Origin of the sequence: Limnobacter sp. UBA3528 (genome assembly GCF_002377005.1) — a bacterium.
Taxonomy (GTDB): Bacteria; Pseudomonadota; Gammaproteobacteria; order Burkholderiales; family Burkholderiaceae_B; genus Limnobacter.
Window position 1 is genome coordinate 308 of record NZ_DFOZ01000048.1, and the last position, 25852, is coordinate 26159.

The 25852-nt window shown below is 54.7% G+C and carries 24 protein-coding genes; 7 read left to right on the top strand and 17 right to left on the bottom strand.

Features of this window, described 5'->3' with window-relative positions; genetic code table 11:
* Positions 1-146: 146 nt before the first annotated feature.
* Positions 147-872 (bottom strand): nitroreductase, encoded by a 726-nt coding sequence (locus B4N58_RS13245; RefSeq protein ID WP_291750208.1) that lies wholly within the window; start codon positions 870-872, stop codon positions 147-149.
* 132 nt (positions 873-1004) lie between these two features.
* Here B4N58_RS13245 and B4N58_RS13250 point away from each other — a divergent pair, with 132 nt between their 5' ends.
* Positions 1005-2528, top strand: a complete 1524-nt coding sequence (locus B4N58_RS13250) for a flavin-containing monooxygenase (RefSeq protein ID WP_291750210.1) — start codon at positions 1005-1007, stop codon at positions 2526-2528.
* Between the two features lie 59 nt (positions 2529-2587).
* Here B4N58_RS13250 and B4N58_RS13255 read toward each other — a convergent pair whose 3' ends face one another.
* Positions 2588-2878: a hypothetical protein gene (locus tag B4N58_RS13255; RefSeq protein ID WP_291750212.1), complete on the bottom strand. Its 291-nt coding sequence runs from the start codon at positions 2876-2878 to the stop codon at positions 2588-2590.
* A 154-nt stretch (positions 2879-3032) separates the two neighbouring features.
* Between B4N58_RS13255 and B4N58_RS13260 the strand changes: the two genes are divergently transcribed.
* The 6 genes from B4N58_RS13260 to B4N58_RS13285 all read left to right on the top strand — a co-directional run bounded on the left by B4N58_RS13260 (position 3033) and on the right by B4N58_RS13285 (position 9852).
* Positions 3033-3701, top strand: a complete 669-nt coding sequence (locus tag B4N58_RS13260) for an exopolysaccharide biosynthesis protein (RefSeq protein WP_198006770.1) — start codon at positions 3033-3035, stop codon at positions 3699-3701.
* Positions 3702-3784: 83 nt separating this feature from the next.
* Entirely contained in the window at positions 3785-4393 is a 609-nt protein-coding gene (locus B4N58_RS13265) for a 2-hydroxychromene-2-carboxylate isomerase (RefSeq protein ID WP_291750217.1), read from the top strand.
* A 2-nt stretch (positions 4394-4395) separates the two neighbouring features.
* Positions 4396-6006: a carboxyl transferase domain-containing protein gene (locus B4N58_RS13270; protein WP_291750220.1), complete on the top strand. Its 1611-nt coding sequence runs from the start codon at positions 4396-4398 to the stop codon at positions 6004-6006.
* Positions 6007-6037: 31 nt separating this feature from the next.
* Complete coding sequence (locus B4N58_RS13275; protein ID WP_291750222.1) at positions 6038-6847, top strand: enoyl-CoA hydratase-related protein; 810 nt, start codon at positions 6038-6040, stop codon at positions 6845-6847.
* A gap of 15 nt (positions 6848-6862) precedes the next feature.
* On the top strand, positions 6863-8914 hold the full coding sequence (locus B4N58_RS13280) for an acetyl/propionyl/methylcrotonyl-CoA carboxylase subunit alpha (protein ID WP_291750225.1): 2052 nt from the start codon (positions 6863-6865) through the stop codon (positions 8912-8914).
* Between the two features lie 5 nt (positions 8915-8919).
* The gene (locus tag B4N58_RS13285; RefSeq protein ID WP_414673839.1) at positions 8920-9852 is read left to right on the top strand and encodes a hydroxymethylglutaryl-CoA lyase; all 933 of its coding nucleotides are present in this window, start codon (positions 8920-8922) and stop codon (positions 9850-9852) included.
* 27 nt (positions 9853-9879) lie between these two features.
* On the opposite strand, the gene B4N58_RS13290 is transcribed toward B4N58_RS13285, so the two are convergent.
* From B4N58_RS13290 to gspG, 15 genes are read right to left on the bottom strand one after another with little or no spacing between them, the layout of a single operon-like run.
* Positions 9880-11787: a sensor histidine kinase gene (locus tag B4N58_RS13290; protein ID WP_291750231.1), complete on the bottom strand. Its 1908-nt coding sequence runs from the start codon at positions 11785-11787 to the stop codon at positions 9880-9882.
* Positions 11784-12497, bottom strand: a complete 714-nt coding sequence (locus B4N58_RS13295) for a response regulator (RefSeq protein WP_008247474.1) — start codon at positions 12495-12497, stop codon at positions 11784-11786. Before B4N58_RS13295 ends, B4N58_RS13290 begins: the two co-directional genes overlap by 4 nt.
* A gap of 11 nt (positions 12498-12508) precedes the next feature.
* Entirely contained in the window at positions 12509-14392 is a 1884-nt protein-coding gene (locus B4N58_RS13300) for a sensor histidine kinase (RefSeq protein ID WP_291750234.1), read from the bottom strand.
* 19 nt (positions 14393-14411) lie between these two features.
* Positions 14412-15125 carry a response regulator transcription factor gene (locus B4N58_RS13305; RefSeq protein WP_291750237.1) on the bottom strand — a complete coding sequence of 238 codons (714 nt, stop codon included), beginning with the start codon at positions 15123-15125 and terminating at the stop codon, positions 14412-14414.
* Positions 15122-16336, bottom strand: coding sequence for a type II secretion system inner membrane protein GspF (gene gspF / locus B4N58_RS13310; RefSeq protein ID WP_008247478.1), 1215 nt, complete (start codon positions 16334-16336; stop codon positions 15122-15124). The genes B4N58_RS13305 and gspF overlap by 4 nt, the downstream gene beginning before the upstream one ends.
* A gap of 18 nt (positions 16337-16354) precedes the next feature.
* Positions 16355-17818, bottom strand: coding sequence for a type II secretion system ATPase GspE (gene gspE, locus B4N58_RS13315; RefSeq protein WP_008247479.1), 1464 nt, complete (start codon positions 17816-17818; stop codon positions 16355-16357).
* Complete coding sequence (gspD, locus tag B4N58_RS13320) at positions 17815-20238, bottom strand: type II secretion system secretin GspD (protein ID WP_008247481.1); 2424 nt, start codon at positions 20236-20238, stop codon at positions 17815-17817. Before gspD ends, gspE begins: the two co-directional genes overlap by 4 nt.
* Positions 20238-20969 (bottom strand): type II secretion system protein N, encoded by a 732-nt coding sequence (gspN, locus tag B4N58_RS13325; RefSeq protein WP_008247484.1) that lies wholly within the window; start codon positions 20967-20969, stop codon positions 20238-20240. The genes gspD and gspN overlap by 1 nt, the downstream gene beginning before the upstream one ends.
* A complete protein-coding gene (gene gspM / locus B4N58_RS13330; RefSeq protein ID WP_291750244.1) occupies positions 20966-21493 on the bottom strand; it encodes a type II secretion system protein GspM in 528 nt (175 codons plus the stop codon). The genes gspN and gspM overlap by 4 nt, the downstream gene beginning before the upstream one ends.
* Entirely contained in the window at positions 21490-22743 is a 1254-nt protein-coding gene (gspL, locus tag B4N58_RS13335; protein ID WP_291750247.1) for a type II secretion system protein GspL, read from the bottom strand. The genes gspM and gspL overlap by 4 nt, the downstream gene beginning before the upstream one ends.
* Positions 22744-23694, bottom strand: a complete 951-nt coding sequence (gspK, locus tag B4N58_RS13340) for a type II secretion system minor pseudopilin GspK (RefSeq protein WP_291750250.1) — start codon at positions 23692-23694, stop codon at positions 22744-22746.
* On the bottom strand, positions 23694-24392 hold the full coding sequence (locus B4N58_RS13345) for a PulJ/GspJ family protein (protein WP_291750253.1): 699 nt from the start codon (positions 24390-24392) through the stop codon (positions 23694-23696). The genes gspK and B4N58_RS13345 overlap by 1 nt, the downstream gene beginning before the upstream one ends.
* On the bottom strand, positions 24389-24763 hold the full coding sequence (gspI, locus tag B4N58_RS13350; protein WP_008247492.1) for a type II secretion system minor pseudopilin GspI: 375 nt from the start codon (positions 24761-24763) through the stop codon (positions 24389-24391). Before gspI ends, B4N58_RS13345 begins: the two co-directional genes overlap by 4 nt.
* Complete coding sequence (locus tag B4N58_RS13355) at positions 24760-25269, bottom strand: prepilin-type N-terminal cleavage/methylation domain-containing protein (protein WP_008247496.1); 510 nt, start codon at positions 25267-25269, stop codon at positions 24760-24762. The genes gspI and B4N58_RS13355 overlap by 4 nt, the downstream gene beginning before the upstream one ends.
* The gene (gspG, locus tag B4N58_RS13360; RefSeq protein WP_008247498.1) at positions 25241-25690 is read right to left on the bottom strand and encodes a type II secretion system major pseudopilin GspG; all 450 of its coding nucleotides are present in this window, start codon (positions 25688-25690) and stop codon (positions 25241-25243) included. The genes B4N58_RS13355 and gspG overlap by 29 nt, the downstream gene beginning before the upstream one ends.
* Positions 25691-25852: the final 162 nt, after the last annotated feature.

Here is a 25852-nt window from a genome sequence, read left to right on the forward strand (position 1 = left end):
AACAGGTTTTCTGGCGAGAGAGCGGAACCCAAGCCAATTGGGCGATTAAGAAAGTTGCGAGACAGCTGAACCCAAGCCAATTGGGCGATTAAGAAAGCTGCGAGACAGCTGAACCCAAGCCGATTCAGTTGTTAAACAGCGTGCATTTAGCCCCCACGCTTGGGCAGCATCAATTCACTCGCCGCAATTTTCTCGGGCTGAAACTTGTTCACCGGCAAATCCAGTTCATAGCCAATCGCCACACCGCACAACAAGTTGTACTGCTTCGGAATATCGAAATGCTTGTCCAAGGGGGAACGGAACAAGCCCAGCGCGCCCTGCGCGCAGGTGCCCAAACCTTCGTTGGTGGCAGCCAGCATCAGGCTTTGCAGAAAAATGCCAGCATCCAGCGCGCTGTAAATGCCCACGCCTTCGTGCACAAATACAAACGCGGCTGCGGGGGCACCAAACATGCGAAAGTTCTCTGCCATGGCCTGGTCGCGGGCTTTCAAATCATTTCGGGCCACACCCAGCACGCCATACAAGCCTTTGCCACACTCCACGCGGCGAGCTTGTAAGTCTTTGGGGTAGTTCACTACAGGTTTTACATCACCATCGGGAATGCCCTTGCTGCGGGTCAATAGTCCTTTAATTTGCGCCAGCTTGCCGCCACGTTGCAGTTTGATGGTTTCCTGAAAGCGTCCGTACAGTTCGCTACGCAAATTTTCCAGCACATCGCCGGTGGCCAGGGCAATTCTGTAAGGGTGCGTATTCGACCAACTTGGTGACAGTGCAGCCTGTTGAAGTAGGCGTTCCAGTACCTCGCTGGGTACAGGTTTGGGGTCAAAAGCACGCACACTGTGGCGCTGTTTCAGCGTTTCAAGAAATTCCATTTTCCCTTGCTCTGTGTAATAGTTAGCCCAGTTTAGAGTATTTCTTACTAGCCAACAGACCCGGCTCGCCACTATTCTCTCAACTGACAATACAAAAAGTCACATGAACGGTCAAACCACGGGGACAAAACAATGAACAATCCACACGTAGACGTACTGATTATCGGCGCCGGGCTGTCTGGCATTGGTGCAGCATGCCACATCAAGCAGAACTGCAAGGGCAAAAGCATCAAAATTCTGGAACGTCGCAAAGCCATCGGAGGCACTTGGGATTTGTTCCGTTACCCAGGCATTCGTTCTGACTCTGACATGTTCACCCTGGGTTACAGCTTCAAGCCCTGGAAAGGCGAGAAAGTGTTGGCCAATGGCCAGGAGATCCGCGAGTACGTGACCGAAGCCGCCAAAGAACACAATGTCACCAGAGACATTCAGTTTGGTTTGAAGGTGACTGCCGCCAATTGGGATTCCGAAGCCAACCAGTGGACTGTTGAAGGCGTTATCGAGGAAACCGGCGAGAAGCAGGTGTTTACCAGCAATTTCTTGCTGGGTTGCACCGGTTACTACAACTACGACAAAGGCTACAGCCCTGAATTTCCGGGCATCAAGAACTTCAAGGGCACCGTGGTTCACCCACAGCAATGGCCCGAAAACCTGGACTACGCCGGCAAGCGCGTGGTGGTGATTGGCAGTGGCGCAACCGCCATTACCTTGGTGCCTGCCATGGCTGACACCGCGAGCCATGTGACCATGTTGCAGCGTTCACCTACTTACATCGCGTCCATTCCATCTGTTGATCCGGTTTCCGTGGTGCTGAAAAAGTTCATGCCCGACACTTGGGTGTACAACATTGGCCGAGCCCGCAACATTGGTTTGCAGCGTTTGATTTTCAAGTTGAGCAAGCAGCGCCCACAAGCGATTAAGCGTTTGTTGTTGGGTGCTACCCGTGCACGCATGGGCAAAGACTTTGACATGAAGCACTTTACCCCCAGCTACAACCCTTGGGACCAGCGCCTGTGCGTGGTGCCCGATGGTGATTTGTTCAAGGTGTTGAAAAAAGGCAAGGCTGACATCGTGACCGACCACATCGACACATTTGTCAGCAATGGCATCAAGCTGAAAAGTGGTCAGGTTCTGGAAGCCGATATCATCATTACCGCCACTGGCCTTGACTTGCAGATTCTGGGTGGCTTGACCGCAACAGTGGACGGCACGCCTGTGAACGTGGGCGAGGTGATGAGCTACAAGGGCGTGATGATGAGCAGCATCCCCAACTTTGCCATGGTGTTCGGTTACACCAATGCCTCATGGACATTGAAAGCCGACCTGGCCGCCGAGTTTGTGTGCCGGGTGATCAACCACATGGACAAGCATGGTTACACCCGCGTGGTGCCCAACGCCGAGGGTGTTGAAGCCGACGACACACCGATGTTCGACCTGGAAGCGGGTTACATGAAGCGTGCTGCCGATCGCTTGCCCAAGCAAGGCCCGGCTGCACCCTGGACAGTGGTGAACAACTACCTGGCCGACCGACCTGTGCTAAAGAAAGGCAAGATTGAAGACGGTGTGCTGGAGTTTGCGAAAGCAGGCGCAGCCGCTGGTAAAAAATCTTCAGGCCGCAAGGCAGCAGCAAAGCAGGCCACCAAGCAAGCCGCTTGATTGTTGTTTTGAGTTAGGTTCACGAAAGGGCTGCCGCAATGCAGCCCTTTTTGTTGGCGTCAATTGAATTCACCGCCCAAGGGTGTTTCCAGCGTGCCGGTTTCAAAGCTGCTCAGGCTGCGGTTCAGGCCGAGAAGATCGTCGCGACCAATTGTAAGCAATGCTTTGCCCAGCGCAAAATTGCCTTGTGCCCGAATCTCGTCGCGCAGGGTATTCACAGTGAGAATTTCTTCGCCGTTCACAAAATAATCGATTGGGCGGGGCACATCGGGGAACCGCTCGGCCAAGACGGGCTGGGCAAGAAGGGCTGTGGTCGACACGAGAATAGTGTGAATCGAACGCTTGATCATGGCATCTCCTCAGGCAAATGCATCATCACCTAGAGTGATGCTTTGGTGGTGAAGTTGTCTATCGGGCTTACCCTTCGCTCGAAAGTGGTAGGTGTCATCACCGGTGTGTTCAAATTCGCCTAAGATGAAGTGCCTTCATTCGCACCCCGCTCCATTGAAACAACCCGCTGATCTCGACAATTCGCTGCAGAACCTGCCTTATGCATGGCGGCGTGTGGTGCTGTTTGCCGACAACATGGCCCAAGCCAAGGTGGCCGATGCCATTGGCCGAAGCCCCAAGCAGCAGCTCACATGGATTGGATTGGCCGCCTTGCCTTTGCTGTTGCCGTTTGGCATTCCGGGTGTGGCCACCAGTCTTGGTTACCTTACTTTTCTTCTGGGTGTGGGTTATGCGCTGGGTTTCGGTATCCCAATTCCCAAATCAATTGGGGAAAAGCGCCTGCCACCCAAAGCCGCCAGTGTTTTAAAAACCATTCTGGGTGTGTTCATTCGTCGGGTTGCGCCCCACAGCAAGCCACGCCTGTTCATCATGAGTCACCCACGCATGCGCCCGGTCAACGGCTTGGTGTTGGCTTTTGCAGGCCTTTGCATGGCTGCGCCAGTGCCTTTTGCCTCATTCGACAATGTGCTGCCGGCTGCGGCCATGGTGTGTATTACTTTTGGTTTACGGGTGCGCGACGGCAGGCTGGTGCTGGCTGGTTACGTATTCACTGTGTTGGCCGCCCTGTTGGTGCTGTTGTTGTGGTGGGGCGGTTATGCTGTATTCATGTGGGTTTCAAAGCAACCCTGGGCCAGCCAGTGGCTGGGTTGGCTTTTTTCCTGACAAGGCGCAAGCCGGTGCTGCGAACAGGGGCTTAAGTTCGATAGAATCACCAGAACAACCCCAATCTGGAGCCGAATAGCACCATGACAACCAAACAAACGATTGATTTCTATTTCGACCTGACCAGCCCGTACAGCTACGTGGCTGCCGAGCAAATTGAAGAAATCGCCGCTGCGGGCCAGCGCACCGTGAATTACAAGCCCACCTTGTTGGGCTTTGTGTTCAAAACCACGGGCAACACCCCTCCCATGATGAACCCGGCCAAGGGCAAATATTCTGCGAAAGACTTTGCTCGCACTGCGCGTTTTCATGGGCTGCAAATTAACTGGCCCAAGAAATTCCCGATCAATCCGACCACAGCATCGCGTGCCATTTTGCAGGTGTTGAACACGCAACCCGAGAAAGCCGGTGAAATGACGCGTGCGCTTTACAAGGCTTATTTCGTAAACGGGCAGGACATCACCGAAGACTCCACAGTGCAAGCCATTGCCGATTCGATCGACCTGGATGGTGCCGCGGTTGTTGCTGCTGCACAAACCGACGCGGTGAAAGAACAAATGAAAGCCGCAGTGCAGGAATCCATCGATGCCGGCATGTTCGGTGCACCTTATTTTGTGGTGGACGGTGAACCATTCTGGGGTCAGGACCGCATGGAACAATTGCGCCGCTGGGTTGTGCAGGGGCCGTTCTAAACATGGCTGTTCTCGATTCCAACAATGTTAAAAACCGCCCCGACTTTGCAGCCAATTCAGCAGCGCTAAAAAAACTGGTCGATGAGTTAAAAGCCAATTTGGCGGTGGTGGCGCAGGGTGGTGGCAAAGTGGCCAATGAGCGCCATACAGCACGCGGCAAGCTGTTACCCCGTGAGCGCGTGGCAGGTTTGCTCGATCCTGGTTCACCGTTTCTGGAGCTGGCACCCCTGGCGGCATGGGGCATGTATGGTGGTGCTGCGCCAGGTGCAGGCGCCATTGCCGGCATCGGCCGTGTTAGCGGTGTGGACTGCATGATTGTGTGCAACGACGCCACGGTGAAGGGCGGTACTTATTATCCGCTCAGCGTGAAAAAGCATCTGCGTGCGCAAGAAGTGGCAGCCGAGAACAACTTGCCCTGTATTTATCTGGTCGATTCTGGAGGGGCCAACCTGCCCAATCAAGACGAAGTGTTTCCCGATCGCGATCACTTCGGAAGAATTTTTTTCAACCAGGCCAATATGAGTGCGCAAGGCATTGCGCAAATTGCGGTGGTCATGGGCAGTTGTACGGCGGGTGGCGCGTATGTGCCAGCCATGAGCGACGAAGCCATTATCGTGAAAAACCAGGCCACGATTTTTCTGGGTGGCCCACCCTTGGTGCAAGCCGCCACGGGCGAAATTGTCAGCGCCGAAGAACTGGGCGGTGCCGATGTTCACACCCGTTTGTCGGGTGTGGCCGATCATCTGGCCGAGAACGATCAACATGCTTTGGAAATTGCACGCCGCATTGTGGCCAATTTGGGTCGGCCCGAGAAGCGCTACCCATGGGCCTTGAGCGAATCCAGAGAACCCCTGTACAGCGCCGAAGAAATTTACGGCATTGTGCCAGTGGATGCGAAAAAACCTTTCGACGTGCGCGACATTATTGCCCGCATGGTCGATGGCAGCGAATTCGATGAATTCAAGGCCCGTTTTGGCAGCACGCTGGTGTGCGGTTTTGCCCGCCTGTACGGCATGCCTGTTGGCATTGTGGCCAACAACGGCATTTTGTTTTCTGAGTCCGCCCAGAAGGGTGCACATTTCATCGAGCTGTGTTGCCAGCGCAAAATTCCCCTGGTGTTTTTACAAAACATCACGGGCTTCATGGTGGGCAAGAAAGTAGAAAACGAAGGCATTGCACGCCATGGCGCAAAAATGGTGATGGCGGTGGCCTGTGCAAAGGTGCCCAAATTCACGGTGGTCATTGGTGGTTCATTCGGTGCTGGCAATTACGGCATGTGTGGTCGTGCCTACAGCCCGCGCTTTATGTGGATGTGGCCCAATGCGCGCATCAGCGTGATGGGTGGTGAACAGGCCGCTGGTGTTTTGGCCACGGTGAAGCGGAATCAAATTGAAGCCAAAAGCGGCACCTGGAGCAAGGAAGAAGAGGCCGAGTTCAAGGCCCCCACACTGAAACAGTTTGATGAGCAAAGCCAGCCGTATTACGCCACCGCAAGGCTTTGGGACGACGGTTTGATCGACCCTGCGGACACACGCCGCATTCTGGGCATGGCCATTTCAGCCAGCCTGAATGCTGACATTCCGGACACGAAGTTCGGCGTGTACAGAATGTAATAAATACAATAAAAAGAACGGAGACTTTGAAATGACAGAACAATCGACTGAAAAGCCTGTGATTGAGACCCGAAAGGGCAAATCCGTGTGGCTGACCTTGAACCGCCCACAGATTAAAAATGCCATGAATGGCGAAATGATCGCCATGCTGGTGGAGGCTTTTCAACGCTTGGGCAGTGACACTGAAACACGCGCCATTGTGCTGGCTGGCCATGGCGACGCATTTTGCTCGGGCGCCGACTTGGGCTACATGATGCAAATGGCGCAGCAAGCCGCTGCGGTTTCCAATACAAATCAGCAAAGCGCCATCACATTGACCAGCCTGTTTCGCGGCATTGCGGAATGCCCCAAGCCCGTGGTGGCGCGTGTGCATGGCTTGTGCCTTGCGGGCGCAACCGGCCTGGTCAGCGCCAGCGACATTATTGTGGCCAGCAACAACGTGAAGTTCAGTTTGCCGGAGGTAAAGCGGGGTTTGATTCCCGCCACCATCAGCCCCTACGTGGTGCAGGCCATGGGGGTTCAGGCTGCGCGCCGTTACTTCATCACTGGTGAAACATTCACTGCAGAGAAGGCCTATGAATTGGGCATGGTGCACGAATTGACCACACCCGACACGCTGGACGCCAAGCTGGAATCCATTCTTGCCGAGCTGGACAGTTGCGCCCCCGATGCCATGGCCGCTTGTAAAAAGCTGGTGCGCGATGTTTCCCGCATGGACATCACTGCCGATGAAACACACGCGGAAGTGGCAGCACGTCTTGCAGCTGTTCGAGGCAGTGCCGAGGCCGCAGAGGGCATGATGGCTTTCATGGAAAAACGCAAACCGAAGTGGGTTGGCTAACCGGGTTATTTAAAAATGTTCACCAAAATACTGATTGCCAACCGTGGCGAAATTGCCCGCCGAATCAACCGCACCGCGCAAGCCATGGGTATTCAAACCGTCGCCGTGTACTCCACTGCCGACGCGAAGGCCCTGCATGTGCAGGAGTGCAATGAAGCCGTGTGCCTTGGCGAGCCAGAGGCCGCGCAAAGCTACCTGAACATCGACAAAGTAATCGCCGCGGCCAGGCAAACTGGTGCACAGGCCATACACCCTGGCTATGGTTTTTTGTCCGAGAATGCTGCATTTGCGCAGGCTTGTGCCGATGCAAACATCACCTTCATCGGCCCCGGTGTAGAAGCCATTCGGATCATGGGCAGTAAAAGTGAGGCCAAGGCCTGCGTACAACCCGCGGGTGTGCCGCTGATTCCCGGATACTTTGGTGCAGACCAGTCGCTGAATACCTTGCAGGCTGAAGCTGAGAGAATTGGTTTTCCGTTGATGATCAAGGCGGTGGCCGGCGGCGGTGGCAAAGGCATACGCATTGTGAACAGTGCAGCCGAGTTGCAGGCCGCACTGGAAAGTTGTCAGCGCGAAGCGAAAAACGCATTTGGCGACGCCACAGTGATGCTGGAAAAACAGATCATCCAACCTCGCCATGTCGAGGTTCAGGTGTTTGCCGATACCCATGGCAATGTGGTGCATTTGTTCGAACGAGATTGTTCAGCGCAGCGCCGCCATCAAAAAGTAATTGAAGAAGCCCCTGCATTTGGTCTCACTGAAGCGCAACGCGAAGCCTTCGGGCGCACGGCTGTGCAAGTGGCCAAGGCCGTGAATTATGTGGGTGCAGGCACTGTGGAGTTTTTGCTGGACGCACGTGGCGAGTTTTATTTCATGGAAATGAACACGCGCTTGCAAGTGGAACACCCTGTTACCGAAATGATCACCGGCTTTGACTTGGTGCAATGGCAAATTGAAATTGCGGCTGGCCTGCCATTGCCCGCCACGCAGGAAACCATTCACATTGATGGTCACGCATTTGAAGCGCGCCTGTACGCCGAGAACCCAGAGCAGGGATTCTTGCCTGCAATTGGTACGGTTGAATTGTGGGAAGCACCCGATGCAATCGAGTTTCGCACCGGCACCCATGCAGGGCGAACTGCCGGTATTCGCCTGGATTCCGCCATGCGGTCAGGCCTGGCTGTGTCGCCCTACTACGACCCCATGGTCGGCAAGCTGATTACCTGGGCGCCCACGCGTGAAGCGGCCTTGAACAAGTTGGCCAACGCCTTGGCGCAACTGCGTTGTGTGGGCGTGAAAAACAATTTGGCCTGGTTGCGCAGCCTGTGCTTGAACCCTGAATTCGCAGCAGGCGGTTACGACACCGGGTTGATTGATCGAATGAGCACCCCCACTGACGCACCTACCCCGATTGATTCCGACACCTTGCATGCGCTGGCTGGCCTTGCGCGGTGGGCCCTTCATCAACACCAGAACAACAAGTCCACCCAAGACCCACTCGCGACACTGGATGGTTTTTACTCCAGTTCACCCCCTTTGCGGGAAGACCGCTGGTTCAATCGCGACACCGCTTTGGCCACACACACGCATGTGTCGGTGCGTGGGCAGCAAGCCCTTGTTCAGTGTGCCGGCTTCGCTTTGCAATTGGCCCTAAGCCCGCAAGAACAGCGCAGTGCTTTGCCTCGATTGAAAGGTTTGGTTGAGACTGGCCCACACGCGGGCAGTGCTTTTGATTTGATCTGGCATGGCGACAACCTCAGCATTCATGTGGGTGCTGAACAAACGAATCTGCAATGGCAGAACCCAGCGCACATTCGAGCTGATCAAGGGCATGATGCCCACGGTGTGGCTGCACCCATGCCAGGCAAGGTGTTCGCCGTGTTTGTAAAAGTGGGTGACACCGTGAAGAAAGGCCAACCCTTGATTGGCCTGGAAGCCATGAAAATGGAACACACCTTGAACTCCCCCTGCGATGGTGTGGTGCAGTCCATTCCCCACCCGGTGGGCGATCAGGTGACCGAGGGCACCGAGCTTATTCATTTTTCTGAAAACGACGATTCAAAATGAGCATGATCAAACTTCCAGGCCGTGTCACTCTTGTTGAAGTGGGCCCACGCGATGGTCTACAGAACGAGAAAACACCCATTTCCACAGCCATCAAGATTGAACTGTGCAAGCAACTGATTGAAGCGGGTATTCACCGGCTGGAAGCTGCAGCCTTTGTGTCGCCCAAGTGGGTGCCGCAAATGGCTGACGGTGCTGATGTGCTTGCAGGTCTTCAAGCTCTGTCCGAGTTGCAGGACCGCACGGTTTCCTACTCTGCGCTGGTGCCCAATTTGAAAGGCATGGAAGCAGCAATTGAAGCCGGGGTGCAGGAGGCGGTTGTGTTCACGGCTGCCTCGGAAGCCTTCACGCAAAAAAACATCAACTGCACCATCGCTGAAAGCATCGAGCGTTTCAAACCTGTGGCTGAACTGGCCCGTGCGCACAACATTCATTTGCGCGGTTCCATTTCATGCGCCTTGGGTTGCCCCTATCAAGGCGAAGTGTCCGTGCAAAGCGCAGCCGAGGTGGCCTTGCGTTTACGAGACATTGGCGTGCAGGAATTTGATGTGGCCGATACCATTGGCGTGGGCACGGCACTGCGGGTTAGCCAGGTGTTTGAGGCTGTGGGTTACAGTGTGGGTTTGCAAAATGTGGCTGGCCATTTCCACGACACCTATGGGCAAGCCTTGGCCAATATACTGGCTGCCTTGCAGTTGGGTGTGTCCACATTTCACAGCTCGATCGCTGGCTTGGGCGGCTGCCCCTATGCCAAAGGTGCCACTGGCAATGTGGCCACCGAGGATGTGGTGTACCTGTTGCAAGGCATGGGGATTGAAACCGGTTTGAACCTGAACAAACTGGTACAAACCGGCGCGTGGATTTCAGGCAGCATTGGCAAGCCTTACATCAGCCGGGCAGGCCGTGCCATGTGGAACAAACTGAATGCGGAAGTAAGCTAAATAACTGCTTAATCAATACATTCAGTTTCACTTTCTGCGCATTCTGGGAATGGCCATGAACACGGCAACGCCTTGTTCCTGGCTGTTGCGGCCTGTGTAAAGCTCGATGCGAATGGCTTTGGCCCGAATTTTCATGTGCGCCAAACCACGCCCTCGCCCCAGTGTGTTGTGGGGCATGCCTACACCATTGTCGCTGATGTTCAGCAGCACCTTGTCATTGGCCTCGTCCCAACGCACACTCAGTTCAATTTTGCTGGCCTTGGCGTGTTTCAGGCTGTTGGCAAAAATCTCCTGCACAATTCGCAGCAAATCGAACAAATCGCGAGAGCTGTATCCTTCCAGTTTGGGAATGTCGGCCACGCTCCACAGCAGCGAAACCCCACTGGCTTTCAAGCGGCGTTCATAACGCCAGCGGAAGTTGCCCAACAATGCCAGCAGGTCATCACTTTGTGGGTCGAGTGAATCAATGGCCATACGCAAATCATCCAGGCATTCCTGCAGTACATCGCGCATTTCATCCTGGCTCAGTGGCTTGGTTTCACTCAGGTTCAGGGCCGATACCAAACTGGATCCAACCCCGTCGTGAATGTCTTGCATGATTCGCCGGCGCTCATCGTCCTGGGCGCGTTGCTGCTCAATTTTGCGAAGCAAATTGAACTGGCGAAACAGCTGTTGTTCGCGAATGGCCAACTCAGAGTTCAGCGAGTCATTGGACGTTTTCAGTTCTTGCAACAGGGCGCGGTAACGCCTGAAAATAACCCAGCAGGCCGACACAAACAACAAAATGCCGGTGTACTGCGACAACAGTATGGACTCAATTGGCAGCAGGTTCAGCATGGTGGCCAAATCACGAATGCTGAGCAGTACAAACAGCAGCGAGCTGCAACCCAGTATGGCACCCTCAAAATTGCGTGTACGCCATGAATGACTGAGCAGCAGCACATTGAGAACAAACACCACCGGGATTACCGGCAACAGCAGCCAAAATGTGAAATTCAGGATTTGATCGCTGTTGGCGATGAATGTAATCAGCGACACGGCCGCGGCATAGGCCGCCAGGCCCTTCGGAATCCAGGTCCAGCCCAGGTTCATGTAGCGGATCAGGAACAGCCCATACAGGCAGGCAAACCAGGCATGCAGACTGTGTACCAGTTGCCCCCACTGTGCGTGGGGCAGGGGAATCCAGTCCATGAAATAGCCGGTGTTACGAACCGCAAAAACAATCACGGCCAGGCTGAAAAACAGAAAACCTTCCTGTTCCCGAAAAACCCTGGCAAACAACAGCAGCAGCAACCCACTGGCAAAAGCCACCAAGGTGGCCAGCATCGATCCGGTCACCTGCCAGCGATAGGACGAGTCATACATGGGCTCAAGCACGCTGTTTGGCCCCATCCACACCCGGCCTAATCCACTTCGGTAGTTTTTGTAACCTGCCACCTGAATCAACAAGGTGTTGTTGCCGGGGGTGAGCAGGTCGGGTGAAAACTGAAACAGGTAGGGGTAGTTCCAGTGCCGGGTAATGTCACCTTCCAGCGTGCCCAAGCCGCCAATCCAGTGGCCATTCAGGTATGCATGGGCATTCATGATGGCCCTGGGCATGAACACTGCGTTGGGGGCTGGTTTGTCGGGGTCCAGGCGGAAGTCGATTTGATACCAGCCCTGGCCTTCGAATCCGGGTTGGGTGCTATCCCATGAGTCGGGTAACACCACTGTTTTCTTGGCATTCAGCGACAAAACATCACTGGCGCTCAAGGTGGGGTCACTGGAAAAAAGTACCTTGGCTTGTTGAAACATGTAGGCTTGCTGGTGCGAATTACTGTCGCCCAAAGCAGGCAGCGGCGCATTGAATGTGCCCAGCAACGCCACAAGCAGGGTGGCCACAAAAAGTAGCAGAAAACGCCCAATAAACAGGCGGTCAGCGCGTTCCGGGTTCAAAGGTCAAGCAGTCCCAGAAGGGTGGCTTCATACACCGCTTCAGACCTGCTGTGCACATGCAGCTTTTTGTAGATGCGCTTCACGTGGGTGGCCACCGTGTGGGTGGAAATGCCCATTTGCGCTGCAATTTCCTGCGCGGTAAAACCGCGGGCCACTTGCTGAATCACCTTCAATTCCCGGTCGGTAATGCTGCAGGCTTTTTGTGATTCATCCTGCTCAGCCTTGTTTTGTGGATATTCTGCGTCGACAGTGCGTGGCGTTTGCATCTTCGACAGCAATTGGCGTGCAATCAGCGGACTGATGGGCGAGCCCCCATTGGCCACTTCCAGAATATGCTCAATCAATTCCTCGTTGGAATAATCTTTCAGCAGGTAACCACTTGCACCAGCTTCCAGGCTTCTCACCACATGGTCTTCATCACCAAATGCAGTAATTACCAGGCACTCGGTTTCGGGTTTGTGTTTGCTCAACCACTCAATCACTTCAATGCCCGATGAATCAGGCAAACCCAAATCGATCAGCGCAACCTTCGGATTGGTCATGAACAACAGGGAGTATGCGTCTTGAACCGTGCTGGCCACACCCAGCAATTTCATGTGCGGGGAAGAGTCGATTACACGGGTCAGGTGGTCTTGCGTGGCGGGCTCATCCTCGACCAAGATCACGCCGACTGGCTTGGCTACAATGTGATCAAGATCTCGCGCGTTCATGATTTGCCGGTTTAGGTGTCCAAAGGTAATTTGAGCAGAAAACGGGTGCCTTGCCCAGCCTCGGAATGAATATCGATGCTGCCACCCAAAGCGCTGGCACGTTGTTTCAGGTTTTTCAGACCCCTGCCGTGCTGGCTTCTTTCCAACACAAATCCTACGCCGTTGTCTTGAATCTGAACACCCACATATTTTGGTCCCCTTGAAACCTGCAGGCTGACTTCGCTGGCGTTGGCGTGCTTCAGTATATTGGTAAAAATTTCCTGAACAATCCGCAGAACATGCAGGCAGTTGCGCGCATCCAGATAGGGAATAGGGGGTATGTTTTCGTCAATACCCCAATGCAGTCGAATACCTGCACTGCGCATATTGTCGGCAATCCGGTAACGGAACGCGCCCAGCAAGGTGGTCAGGTCGTCTTCGATCGGCTCAAGCGAATCTATGGTCAGTTGTAAATCCCGCAAGCCCGACTCGAGCAGGTTCAATGTATTTTTACGGTTGAAGTTGGAGGACTGCAGGTGGTGAATCGCAGCCACCAGGTGGGCACCCAAACCATCGTGCATGTCGGCCATCAAGCGCTGGCGCTCGGCCATCTTCACCTTGTCTTCGTCAATTTTCTGCATGCGCTGGTACTGCGCAGCCAGTTCGGCCTCACGCTCCATCAGGCGGCTTTGAAGTGTTTCATTGAAGCGGTCCGACTCAGCCAGCAAACCGCTGTAGCGGTCAATCAAAAAGTAGCTCATGGCCAAAAACATGGCAATGCCCATGTACTGGTTTAAAAAGTAACCATCGAAGGGCAAAATACCTGCGAGAAAAAGCAGGTCAGACACACTTAAGGCCATGTAACACAGCAAACCGAATCCGAAGGCATGCGGCGCCAGCGATTGTTTGCTGTTGCCATAGCGCATCAATTGAAGAACGTTCCAACTGTACATGCACAAGCCAAGAATGCCGTAGTACCCAACCAAGCGTAGCGCCCAGTTCTCGTTAATCATTAGCAGCACTGGAAAGCTTGCGGTGTAGGCACCCCATATTTTCCATTCAAGCCGGTGTTTGGGCACACGGCAGTACAAAAGAATCAACAGCACTATCACGCTGGCAAATACCAGCAAACCGCCCTGGGTAATTTGTATCCACAGCCCGTGTTCAACGGGCGGCACCGTGGTTAAAAATGCCAGGTTCCGGATGCCCCACAAAAAACAGGTGGCAGCCAGCAGCATTAACAGGCCGCTGCGTGTTTTGCCCATGCCAATCAGAATGGTCAGCACAATGCCCGCGCCCAACACAAAAGCTGTGCTGAGGTAAACCGAGGTCACTTGCACTTCGTAACGTGAACGGTAGGCTTCTCGCAGGTTCTCGTCCGAGCCCAGCCAAATGGAAGACAAACCAGCCAGGTAATCGGGAAAGGCGCGCACTTGAATGGCCAGTGTGTTTTTGCCGGGTTGCAGTACCCGGGCACCCAGGTTCAAAATTTGGGGGCGATTCCAGTTGCGTTCTGCGTATTCGCCTGTCATGGGGCCAAAGTACCCAATGCGCTCGCCGTTCAGGTATACCTCGGCATTCATGGCAAAGCGTGGAATGTAAAGTGCTTCAACGCGGCTATCGGGCAGCACACTGAAATCCATTTCATACCAGTAAAAACCACCCGGGCCACGCAGCTTATTGTCGATTCGGTGAGGCAGCAGCACCGCCGGGGCGGTGGCCAGGTGTGCAGGTGGTTCGGTTTGGTAATCGCGGTGCACTGCAAAACGGGCCATGGTCAGTTCAATGGCACTGGGGTCTGTGGGCGTGGCCTTGCCAATTTGGTAAAAAAGCAGGGCTGCGCCGCTCAGTGCGATACACACGGCAAATACATAAAACAGGCCAAGTTGTTTTGCCCAGCTAGTTGTGGGCTTCAATTGAGCACTTGGCATTGTTTCAGCAGTCTTTTAAATTGATCAATCCCAAGGCGTTCGCGCGGTGAACTGCGCTGGTGCGGGAATTCACGGCAAGTTTTTTGTAAATGCGTTTGATGTAGGTGCTGATGGTGTTGATCGATACCCCAAGAATGTCTGCAATCTCAGCTTGCATAAATCCCTTGGCGACCATTTCCAGTACTTGTTGTTCCCGTTCAGACAGGGGCGTGAATTCCTGATTCACCGCCGTTTTACTGGTGGGAAGTTGATCGGGCGTGGCGACACCGCGAAACCGGTTCAGTAAGCGCCGCGCAATCACAGGGCTGATTGGCGAGCCACCTGCACGCAGTTGTTTCAATCGATTAAGAATATCGGCAGTGCGCGTGTCCTTGGTCAAGTAGCCTGTGGCGCCTGCTTCAATACTCGAAATCACATGTGACTCATCACCAAACACGGTCAATACCATGCTCTCGCAACCCGGCATGTGTTGGTGAATGTGAGCAATCAACTCCAATCCACTGCCATCAGGCAGGCCCAGGTCAACCAGCACCACTTCAGGTTGCAGCTCCTCAACCACGGCCATGGCGTCTTTCAAGGTGTAAGCTTGCCCCACCAGGTTCAATTCAGGGTGGGTTTCAATCGCAAGACGCAAAGCTTGCTGTATGCGGTCGTCGTCGTCCACCAGCATCACGCGGATGGTGTCTTGTCCAATTTCTGTTCTGCTTTGTATGTTCATTGGATCAGTTGGTTGACTTCAATAATCGGCATCATCACCGCCAGCACAATCAATAACACAATCAGGCCCATCACCAAAATAAGTATGGGTTCCATCAGGCTGGTGAGCCACATGGCCTTGCGTTCAACCTCGGTGCGCTGGCTTTCCGAAGCGCGTTCCAGCATGGCTGCAAGCTGGCCCGTGGCCTCACCGCTGGCCACAAGGTGGGTCAATACAGGCGGAAACAAACCACTTTTACCCATGGCTTTGCTCAAACCACTGCCTTCTTTCACGCGCTCCTGCACATCAACCATGGCCAATTGCAATGCGCTGTTACCCAAGGTGCGGTTGGCTGCAGCCAGCGCTTTCAAAATAGGAACGCCGCTGCCCACCAGTATCGAAAGTGTAGAGGCCAAACGCGCAGTGTTCACGGCGCGGATGAAGGGGCCCACCACGGGAATGGTCAGTACGAATTCATCGAATTTCAGTTTGAAGGCTTTGTTTTTTAGCGCATTGCGAAACAGGTAAACCGCAATCGCGATCACCAAAGCCATCAGCCAGCCCCAGTCCCGAAGCAGGTCTGAAAGGGCGATCATGACCACCGTGAGTGTGGGCAATTCCTGGTTGCTGCTTTCAAACACCGAGACCACCTGGGGCACTACATAGGTCAGCAGGCCGATCACTACCATCAGTGCCACCAAGGTCACAATCGCTGGGTAAATAAAGGCGGCGCTCACCTTTTGCTGCAGGGCTTGGCGGGCCTCAAGTGCGTCGGCCAGTTTGGACAGAACGCCGCCCAAATCACCGGTGTTTTCACCCGCAGCCACGGTGGCCACATACATTTCAGGAAAGGCTTTGGGGTATTGCGCAAGCGCCTGGCTCAGTGGTGTGCCAGAAACAACCTCAGAGCGAATGCTGTTGATGCGTTCCCGAATCAAGGGTTTTTCAGCCTGCTCAACCAGCGCAGCCAAGGCTTGTGCCAGTGCAAGACGAGCTTGCAGCAGGCTGGCCAGTTGGCGGGTCAACAGCACCACCTCCCGGTTGCTCAGTTCGCGGTCAAAACGCCCGGCTTTTTTGCCAGTCATTTTTGCGCTGCCTACCTCCAGCACTTCAATCGGGGTCATGCCCTGCATGCGCATCTGGTTGCGCGCTGCACGGGGGGAGTCGGCCTCCATCGAGCCTTTGACTGTTTTGCCTTGGGCGTTTAATGCCTCGTATCGAAAAACTGCCATGTTTGCTTAGTCTCTCGTTCAGTCTCTCGTGACTCGAAGCAGTTCTTCAAGTGTAGTCGTACCACTGTCTACCCAGCGTTGGCCGTCTTCCCGCATGTTCTTCATACCCTTGGCCTGCGCGCGCTGGCGCATTTCGGCTTCCGCATTTTCGTTGTGCACCATGGTGCGCAATTCATCGTCGATGGTAAACAATTCGTATACGCCGGTACGGCCAATGTAGCCTGTGTGGCCGCACTGGTCACAGCCATTGGCATGCCAGTGCGTGTGGCCTTGTTCATCCACAGTGCTGGTTTTGCAGTGCGGGCAAAGCCGGCGAACCAGGCGCTGGGCCAATACACCCAACAGGCTGGAGGACAACAAAAACGGTTCAACACCCATGTCAACCAGGCGCGTAACCGCGCTTACTGAATCGTTGGTGTGCAGGGTAGCCAACACAAGGTGGCCGGTCAGCGAGGCCTGAACCGCAATTTGCGCGGTTTCAAGGTCGCGGATTTCACCAATCATGATCACGTCGGGGTCCTGGCGCAAAATCGCCCGCAGGGCCTTGGCAAAAGTCATGTCGATTTTTGCATTCACAGGTGTTTGGCTAATGCCGGGCAAGTCGTATTCCACCGGGTCTTCCACCGTCATCACATTGGTGGTCGAAGAATCGATGCGTGAAAGCGCCGCGTACAGTGTGGTGGTTTTACCGGACCCCGTTGGCCCCGTGACCAGAATAATGCCGTGTGGCATGTTGCACAGGCGGTCCATTTCTTTCAGCGTGTGCTCCGGCATGCCCAAGCGGCTCAGTTCAAGCCGGCCTGCTTCTTTGTCCAGCAAACGCAGCACGGCCCTTTCGCCGTGGCCTGTGGGCAAGGTTGAAACCCGCACATCCATGGGCTTGCCACCGATACGCAAGGTAATGCGGCCATCTTGCGGCAGGCGTTTCTCGGCAATGTCCAGGCTGGCCATAATCTTGATACGCGAAATCAGGGCCGAGTGCAGTTCACGGCGTGGCTGCAACACATCGCGCAAAGTGCCGTCCACGCGAAAGCGAACCGCTGAATGGGTTTCGAATGCCTCAATGTGAATATCCGACGCTCCATCGCGGCTGGCTTGGGTCAACAGGGCGTTGATCATGCGAATGATTGGCGCGTCGTCTTCGGTTTCCAGCAGGTCTTCCACTGCAGGAATGTCTTGCATCAACTGGTCAAGGTCCAGGTCGCCTGCCACTTCATCCGCCACGGCGGCTGCGCTGGTTTCCTGGTTTGAATAGGCCTGGTTAATTGTTTTTTCCAGCACCACTGAGTCTTCGCAAAACACCCAGTCAATGGGGCAGGGGGCAACACGCTGTGCTTCAATCAATGCGTGGCTGGGCGTGCGTGGGCTAAAGGCCAAACGCCACAATTCACTTTGTGCGTCCAGACACAGCACCTGGTTTTGTCGCGCAAAACCATAGTGCAGGCGGCCAACTGTTTGTGGATTGAAGCGCAACTCGCTCAAGGTTTGTTACTCCCGGTGGGCGCTGTGCCGAAATTCGAGCTACTTTCATTGCTTCCACCGCCCCTCACAATTCTCCCGCCATTGGGACCCACATCCGAATTGCCACTGCTTTCACCCGCGCGGGGAATCACCAAAATACGGTTGCTTGGCGTCAGGTTGATTGAATCGCCATTGCTTTGGGCAGGCGCTACCGTGTTGGGTCGCGCTACATCGGCAGGGCGGCGGCTTGGCAGCACGGGCGCTTCCATATTGGGCAATCCAAAACGCTTCTCGGGCTGGTTTTCCTGTTGCAACTGGCGCATGTAGTCGTAGCGGTTGGTCACAATGCTTTGGGCCTGGTCTTCGTTGCGAACCACCACGGGGCGCAAAAACACCATCAGGTTGGTTTTCTGGCGGCGGCGGTTGTCATACCGGAAAAACTGCCCCAGCACCGGAACATCGCCCAGTCCCGGCACCTTCTCTTCGTTGCCAGTGACACGGTCTTCCACCAGGCCACCCAGCACAATGATGTTGCCAGTTTCTACCAGCACATTGCTTTCAATGGACCGCTTGTTGGTGATGATGCCCGACACGTTGGTGCTGTCCACCACCGAGCTGACTTCCTGAAAAATACCCAGCTTCACAATGCCACCTTCCGACACTTGCGGCTTCACGCGCAGGGTCAGGCCAACGTCCTGCCGCTCAATCGTCTGGAAGGGGTTGACGGTTGCACCGTTGCCGCCGCTGTTGGTGAACTGCCCGGTAATGAACGGCACGTTTTGGCCAATCACGATTTTGGCTTCTTCATTGTCCAGCGTCAGGATATTTGGCGTTGAAAGAATGTTGGCGTTGGCTTTGCTTTCCAGTGCCCTGGCCAGAAAGCCAAGGTTGGAAATAGTACCGATGCCGGGAATATTCACTTGCCCGTCAATCACACCGATGTTCAGGCCACGGCCCACCGAACCCAGGTTGGTGGCTGCGCCCAGAATGTTGCTGCCTGAACCGGGGTCGTTGAAGTTGGTGCCGCCGATCACTCGAACACCATCTGCGCCCACGCCTGACAAGCCTTGAAACTGTATGCCAAACTCGGCCGCTTTGTCGGTTGACACCTCAACAATCAGCGACTCCACAAATACTTGCGCACGGCGCACATCCAGCTTCTCGATGATGGAGCGCAGGTTTCGATAAATGGGTTCAGGGGCGGTAATAATCAGCGAATTGGTGGATGGGTCGGCCTGTACAATGCCGCCATTGTTCAGGTCTACGTTGCCAGAGGCGGCGCTCAACTGCCCGCTGGAGGTGCCACCACCCAGCGACGAGCCCAGGCTACTTGAACCCAAGCCAGCGCTGCCGTTGGTGATGTTACGTGTGCTGTTGTTGGTGTTGGAGGTATCACCCAAACCACCCACCCCGCCGCCAGACAATGAACTCAAGCCGGAAGAACTGTTGTTGTCGGAAATCGGGCTGCTGCTCAATACTGCCTGCAATGTTTTGGCCAGCTTGGCCGCCTCCGCATTTTTCAGGTATACCACCCACACATTTCCGGGTTGCTTGGTGGGTTGGTCCAGTTTGGCAATCAAGGCCTTCGCCAGGTTAAGGCGGGCTTTACTCGGCGTGCGCAACAGCAATGAATTGGTGCGGGGGTCGGCCATCACTGACAAGCGTTGACCTGCATCAACTGCCGCGCCGGTGCCCCGGTTGCCTTCATCCAGCATGCGTCCCAGAATGGCAGCCAAGTCCACAGCCAGGGCGTGCTCAAGAGGCACCACTTCCAGGTCGCCTGAATAAGGGCCATCAATGCTGGCAATAATGCGGGCAATTCGTTGCAGGTTGTCTGCGTAATCGGTAATCACCAGCGTGTTGTTGTTGGGGTAAGCCGCAATTGTGTTGTTCGGTGCAATCAAAGGGCGCAGCACTGGCACCAGCGCGGTGGCCGACTCATAGTTCAGCTGAAACACCTGGGTCACAATCGCATTGCCGCTTTGGTTCATCGCCTTGCGTGGGTCTACGCTGTCGGCCTGCACTTTGGCATCGTTTTCAGGCAATACACGGGCAATACCACCGCTTTCAACAATGGTAAAACCTTGCAGGCGCAAGGCAGCAAGCAGCGCATTTTTTGCATCGGCGGCGCTCAACGGCTCAGGCGAAACCAGTGAAATGGTGCCGCGTACCCGCGGGTCTACTACGAAGGTTTGATTGGTAAACGACCCGATTGCACGCACCACAGCGTCAATGTCTGCATTCACAAAATTCAATGCAAATTTGTCTTCCTGGCTGTTTTGTACTCGCGCGGTGCTTTGAAGGTTCAGGTTCTGTGCATGGCCTGCAACACCCAATCCCAAACCCATTGACGCCAGTGTGATGCTCAAAATCGAGCGTTTCATTTGTCCCATGCGTGCAGTGTTCAAGCTCACTGTTCCTTTTATTTTTGCTTCTTTCATCAAAATACACCCAAGCGATAGCGATCGCCTTCAAGTCGTCCCATCTGGCTGAGCAAGCCGGTCAACGCATCCTTGCTGCGTTCTTGTGCACTGGCATACCCATTGAATACAAATCGTTGTCCGTTTGTCCACTGACCCTTTCCCTCCAGCATCAAGGGGCCTTTGTTGGTCGCCAGTGTCATGTCTATTCTTGTATCAGGATTTCCTGTCACGGTGATGACATATTCACCCAAGGGTCGAATACTGGCCAACGCCGATTGGGCATCCAGCCATTTCAGCGTGGCATTCATGTCCTTGCCGCTTTCCCATTCAAGCCAGCTTAACTGCAACAAGCCTTCGGGTCGAATGGTATTGAAGGGCGCACCAGTTGCACCCAGCCAGGCTGCGGGCATTCGGAGTTCTCCGCCACTCACTGTAATACCTGCGCCATTGAATCCCAGATGCAAAGGCTGCACGAATTTTGGATGAGTTACTTCAATGGCCAGCCAACCGGCATCGCTGCCCAGTTTAAGTCGCCAGGCCAGTGCCTCTGGAATGGCATACATCCGCGCGCCATCGGACAGGCCCAATTGCATTTGACCAGCCCACACAGACCCATTGCTGCTTAACACCCGAAGCTTGCCCTTGCTTGCAGACTCAATGCCGCCCGATACGGCATACACAGGGTAATTCCACACCAGCACTGCCAGGGCGATCAATAAAAACGGCCACAACCCACGCAAACGTTTCATTGGGGTGTGCCTGTATTTCCCTGGCTGGCTGGCAACAAGGTGACATAACCTTTCAGCACTCCGGCTTCCACTTTTTCTACTTCAGCCAAATTCAAGCTGATGCTGGAAATGGCCTCGGCACGCGCCATCCAGGCCAAAAAGCCGCTGGCTGAAACATTGTTGAATTCCACCCGAATATCGCCTTCTTCGGTGCGTACCAGGGTGGCTTGCTCAGAAATTCCCTGTTCTTCCAGCAATTGTTGCAGGCGTGCCTGCAAATCGCTTTCGGGCACCACTACGCGCGAGCGCGCACCTCGCAACGCCTCCAGGTCTTGTGCGGCACGCATCACTTGGCCTGCCTTGTCCACCAGCGCCGCTTGGTTGGCGGGGCCTTGTTGTATGGTCAGCAGTGCTGGTTCAATCAGCACAAACCAGGCAATCAGAACGGCAGCCAGCGCACCGCCGTAAGTCACCAGTTTCCGTTCCCTGCTGTTGAGTTGGTCCAGTTGGGCTTGTGCCTTGTTTAGCAAATCATTGGGTTTCATCGCGCCACTCCCTTCTTCACTTGCAGAACAGGCAAGTTGGATTGCGCGCCGATCAGCCACTTGGCGTCCAGTCTTCGGGCTTTCAGTTTCTGCAAGGCGGCACCTTGCTGGTCGTCAGAAACATTGGCATTGAACCGAACGCTCAGCGTGTTCTCGGCCCAGGCAAAATCGACCATGCTGTTGAAGGGCGCCTGTTCCATCGCCAACCCCACCTCATGAAGCAGGGCGCTTGCACCTTGGGCGTTGCTGGTGTCCAGCCCCGCGTTCAAGTTGCGTTTTTCGCGTTCAATCAACAACAAGGGATCAGCCACCATGGGCGTGTTGGGCAATGCCTGTGTATAGCTCTCGTTAATTTGGGCTTCAATCGAAGCATTCGCACTTTCAATTTTAAAGGCCAGTACATTCAGGCCCACCACTGCTACAGTCAGCAAGGCCACAGCGGGCGCAAGTAGCTTACGCAAGCCGGCCTGGTTGGCCATGGGGCGCATGCCCATTTTTCGAAGTTCGTCAGCGTTTAGCAGACTTTTATTCAACAGTCTGGGCAAAGGCTCAATGGGCGCGCGTGCACTGGCCCGTATTTTGTTTTCGCCCATGGCCCCGTCCACCTGGCTGCTCAACCAGGTGTAGTCCGTGTTGTTCAATTCAATCACTGGGGCACCAGCTTGTTGCAATCGGCGTTGCAGCATGACTTTCAACACAGCAGCCTGGGCGGTGGGTGTCAACAAAGGCGTGTCAATGCCGTCTACCAAAATAAAGTCTTGCCCGCTTAACCATGCAGCGCCTTCACTTCCTGTGCGTTCCCGCAGGGTTTCACAGCTTAGGCCTGCAAGCTTCAAGCCTTGTTGGGCGCAACTGCTCACGATGTTGCGTGCACGTGTTTTGCCCAATACCGCAGCCAGCTTTGCGCCGCCCGTGTGGTGGGGCAGGTTGGCCCACAGGCTTACATGGTTTTCTTCGGGCTCGTTCAACAGGTAAGGTTCAACCAGAAAGGGCAGTGCCTCCTTCAGTTTGTTGCCGGTCAACTTGGGGGGTACAACGGCAAACAGTCCCACTTCAGTGGGGTTTACCAACACCAGGCAAGGCAGGTCTTTGGGCAGCTTGTTCAGGGCCTCTTCGCCACCGTGTAATTTGTCACCGCTTCGTGCCAGCACCTCATAGCGCAGCCGTATCATGCGGCCTTCTTCTTCAGCACGGGTTTGGTCCAGGGCCTTTGGCCACCAAATCACCAACAAGGGTTGGTTGTTATTCAATTATTGTCTCCACATCACATACACGCGCTGGTCTCGTCGCTCGAGCAAAGCCCGGGTCCGAATCAACGCCTCCTCCACCTGTGCAGTGCCTTCTACCAGGAAGTAGTTGCTGCTCACAGTTATTAAATCATTGTTTATGGTCACATTTGCATTCAGTGCAGCCCGAATATCCGCTACATTCCGGAAAGTGACCCTTTCTCGTTGAGCCAGCAATCGCTGGGCATCGCTGAAACTCATTTCTTCTACTACTGCATAAAGCACCTCGGCAGATGCAGTATTGGCATTGACCGCACTGGCTTTGGGCAAAATGGCCACATAAGGGCGTAACTGGTTCCAGGTTTCCTCTGTAATGCCGTACTTGCCTCGAAACTCCTCCCATCTCAGCGCAGGCTCAATCGGCAGGGCGTTTGGATCGATACCCTGTTCCTCGGGGTTGGCCAGCTTGGGCATAAACATGGTGCTCAAGGTTTGTACCAGCAAATTACGCTGGTCTGCAGGCACGCTCAGCAGGTCGCTCAGCTTGGTAAAGCCAGCCAGCCACACCTGTTGGCGCGCGTTGTCGGCACCCAGGTTGCGCAGGTTGAATCGTCCCTGTGCATCTTCAATTCGCCCGGTCAGCACCACTTCACGGTCATCAATGTCCGTGGCATTTTCTTCCTTGCGCATCAAACCTTCATTGATACGGCTTTCTGCCAAGGGCACTGCCCACGGCTCTGTCAAGGTGTCGGTAGTTGACACCCTTGCGTCTTCGCGCAAAATAACCCGGGCCCAGTCCACGCCGCTGCGGCTTACCGCATCAGCCTGATCGCGTGCCGCGGCCACCGAAATGGTTTTTGCAGTGGCAAACAGGTTCCAGATCAAAGGGCTTACCGCCAGTGTGCACAGCACCACAATGAACAGCGCCATCACAACGGCTGCGCCTTGCTGGGTCTGGGGGCGAGGCATTTGCATCAGTACACCCCACCACTCAAAAACACCCGAGTCACCGCCTGGTTGTTGGGTTGGGTCAAGCTGATTTCAACTGCGCGCACCAGGCTTTGCACCGCCTGTCCTTCGGGTGTCTCCGGCGTTCCAGGTGTCTCACCGTCCTCGCCACCTGGGGGGCGTTGCGCTGGCGCACCGTTGTTCAGTTGCAATGCGGGTCCTTGCAGTTCAAGGTCGGTACGTTCCTGAATGGCGTGGTTACCAAACACCACGGGGCTGCTCCAGCCACCGGGTTCTCGCAGCAGGCGCACTTGCATGCCGAGGGTGGCAATTGGGTCACTAATCGAGGGTTGCTCCGGGTTGGCCTGTCGGCGGGCAATACGCAGAAGGTTGGTGCCGTCGAGCACCCATTCCACACGCTCCCGGTAAGCCGGCTCGCTGGTGTTGCGCTGGGTAAACTGAATCAACAGCCCATTGCCAGTCACTTCAATCAAGTCGCTTTCTGGGGTAGGTGAATCCAGCGTCAACTCAAGTGCGCCCAAATCTTTCTCGAATTGCGACATCACCGCTGACACGGTTTGAATTTGTTCATCCACGGCGGTCACCCGGTTGGCCGATCGCAGTACTTCCTGTAGCCCCTGCCAGGACAAAATGGAAATTACCGACACAATGCCCAAGGCAATTAAAACTTCCAGCAGCGTGAAACCCTTGGCATTGTGATTCATGGTGCGCTGCTCAAGAAAATCACCAGGCGTGCCAACTGATTACCCTGTTCGCCTTCGAATGCGTCCAGCACCTGAATTTCTACCCGCCTGAAATTCGGATTAGGAGTGTTGGAAATTTCTACCCGGCATACAAAGCGGAAATTGCCTTGAGGACAGGCCTGCTGGGCAGTTTGCGCACTCGGGAACACGCCTGCAACACGAATAAAATTGGCGGTGTTTTTTGCACTCCACTGCGCATATTGCCGCTTGATCATCTCATCCTGTTGAATGTTCAAGTTGCCGGCCGCCTTCAGGCAGGCAATCAAGGCCACCGCAATAATGGTCATGGCCACCAACGCTTCAATCAGGGTAAAACCGCGCTGCTGCTTCATAGGCTCTGGCGTGCCCGGTTCAGCACAGTGTTGGGTTTGCTCACCTTGAATACACCACTGGCCTGGCTTTCCAACACCACTTGTACCTGGTTGCGCTGAAGCACAATGGCCTGGCGTTTCAGGCCGGCCTGGCTTTCCAGAGTCAGGAACTTATTTTCCAAACCCTCATTGATCAAGGTCACTTTGAATGGGCCGTTGTCCCAAAGGCGGGGGCGCAGCAGGGGCTCCGTAGTGACTGGCACCCAGCGGCTACCTGTGAATTCTTCAAAGGTATAACCCTCATCACCGGCCACGAAGCGAATGTCTTTGGATTTCAACAGTGATTCTTGCTGCGCAATCCGCAGCAGTTGTGACAGTTTTTTGGCGTCTGACTCCAGATAATTGGAATCGCCGGGCGTGCCGCGCACCACAATAAGACCAGCGGCGATCGACAGAACGACGATCACCACCAGCAATTCAAGCAGGGTGAATCCCTGCTTAGAGGCTCCACGAACCAATGTCGGCATTCACGCCCTCACCACCGGCTTTGCCATCTGCACCAAAGCTCATTACATCCACTTCGCCGTTAATACCAGGGCTCAAAAACTGGTAATTACTGCCCCAAGGGTCAACCGGCAGGCGCGACAAATAACCACCTTGCTTGTAGTTGCGTGGTACAGGTTCAGTGGTAGGGGGGGCCACCAAGGCTTGCAAGCCTTGTTCCGTGGTGGGGTAGCGGCTGTTGTCCAAGCGGTAAAGGTTGAGTGCCTGCATGACCGAGGCAATATCCTGCTTGGCAGCAACCACACGGGCTTCATCGGGGCGGCCCATAATTTTCGGCACTACCAGCGTGGCAAGAATGCCAAGAATGACGACAACCACCATGATTTCGATCAGGGTAAAACCCTTGTTTTGTTTTTTGCCTTGAAGCGAATTTAGTTTTTTCATAAACAACCGTCGAGAAGATCCAGAATTATCCTTGCTGAAGGTTACACCCATTTTATGAATATTTGACAGCAGCCCGCACCACCATTGCACGCTGCACGAAATCCCCCTGCTTTCGGGTCATCGGTAAAACCTTTATCGATGTCACGTAAATAGGGTCTTTCT

Excerpts from the sequence above, each read along its gene's own strand:
- B4N58_RS13245 (WP_291750208.1), bottom strand. The coding sequence starts at position 872 with ATGGAATTTCTTGAAACGCTGAAACAGCGCCACAGTGTGCGTGCTTTT.
- B4N58_RS13280 (WP_291750225.1), top strand. The coding sequence starts at position 6,863 with ATGTTCACCAAAATACTGATTGCCAACCGTGGCGAAATTGCCCGCCGA.
- B4N58_RS13305 (WP_291750237.1), bottom strand. The coding sequence starts at position 15,125 with ATGAACATACAAAGCAGAACAGAAATTGGACAAGACACCATCCGCGTG.
- gspD (WP_008247481.1), bottom strand. The coding sequence starts at position 20,238 with ATGAAAGAAGCAAAAATAAAAGGAACAGTGAGCTTGAACACTGCACGC.
- B4N58_RS13250 (WP_291750210.1), top strand. The coding sequence starts at position 1,005 with ATGAACAATCCACACGTAGACGTACTGATTATCGGCGCCGGGCTGTCT.
- gspF (WP_008247478.1), bottom strand. The coding sequence starts at position 16,336 with ATGGCAGTTTTTCGATACGAGGCATTAAACGCCCAAGGCAAAACAGTC.
- B4N58_RS13265 (WP_291750217.1), top strand. The coding sequence starts at position 3,785 with ATGACAACCAAACAAACGATTGATTTCTATTTCGACCTGACCAGCCCG.
- B4N58_RS13255 (WP_291750212.1), bottom strand. The coding sequence starts at position 2,878 with ATGATCAAGCGTTCGATTCACACTATTCTCGTGTCGACCACAGCCCTT.
- gspI (WP_008247492.1), bottom strand. The coding sequence starts at position 24,763 with ATGAAGCAGCAGCGCGGTTTTACCCTGATTGAAGCGTTGGTGGCCATG.
- gspM (WP_291750244.1), bottom strand. The coding sequence starts at position 21,493 with ATGAAACCCAATGATTTGCTAAACAAGGCACAAGCCCAACTGGACCAA.
- B4N58_RS13345 (WP_291750253.1), bottom strand. The coding sequence starts at position 24,392 with ATGAATCACAATGCCAAGGGTTTCACGCTGCTGGAAGTTTTAATTGCC.
- B4N58_RS13275 (WP_291750222.1), top strand. The coding sequence starts at position 6,038 with ATGACAGAACAATCGACTGAAAAGCCTGTGATTGAGACCCGAAAGGGC.
- gspG (WP_008247498.1), bottom strand. The coding sequence starts at position 25,690 with ATGAAAAAACTAAATTCGCTTCAAGGCAAAAAACAAAACAAGGGTTTT.
- B4N58_RS13355 (WP_008247496.1), bottom strand. The coding sequence starts at position 25,269 with ATGCCGACATTGGTTCGTGGAGCCTCTAAGCAGGGATTCACCCTGCTT.
- B4N58_RS13295 (WP_008247474.1), bottom strand. The coding sequence starts at position 12,497 with ATGAACGCGCGAGATCTTGATCACATTGTAGCCAAGCCAGTCGGCGTG.
- gspN (WP_008247484.1), bottom strand. The coding sequence starts at position 20,969 with ATGAAACGTTTGCGTGGGTTGTGGCCGTTTTTATTGATCGCCCTGGCA.
- B4N58_RS13270 (WP_291750220.1), top strand. The coding sequence starts at position 4,396 with ATGGCTGTTCTCGATTCCAACAATGTTAAAAACCGCCCCGACTTTGCA.
- gspK (WP_291750250.1), bottom strand. The coding sequence starts at position 23,694 with ATGCAAATGCCTCGCCCCCAGACCCAGCAAGGCGCAGCCGTTGTGATG.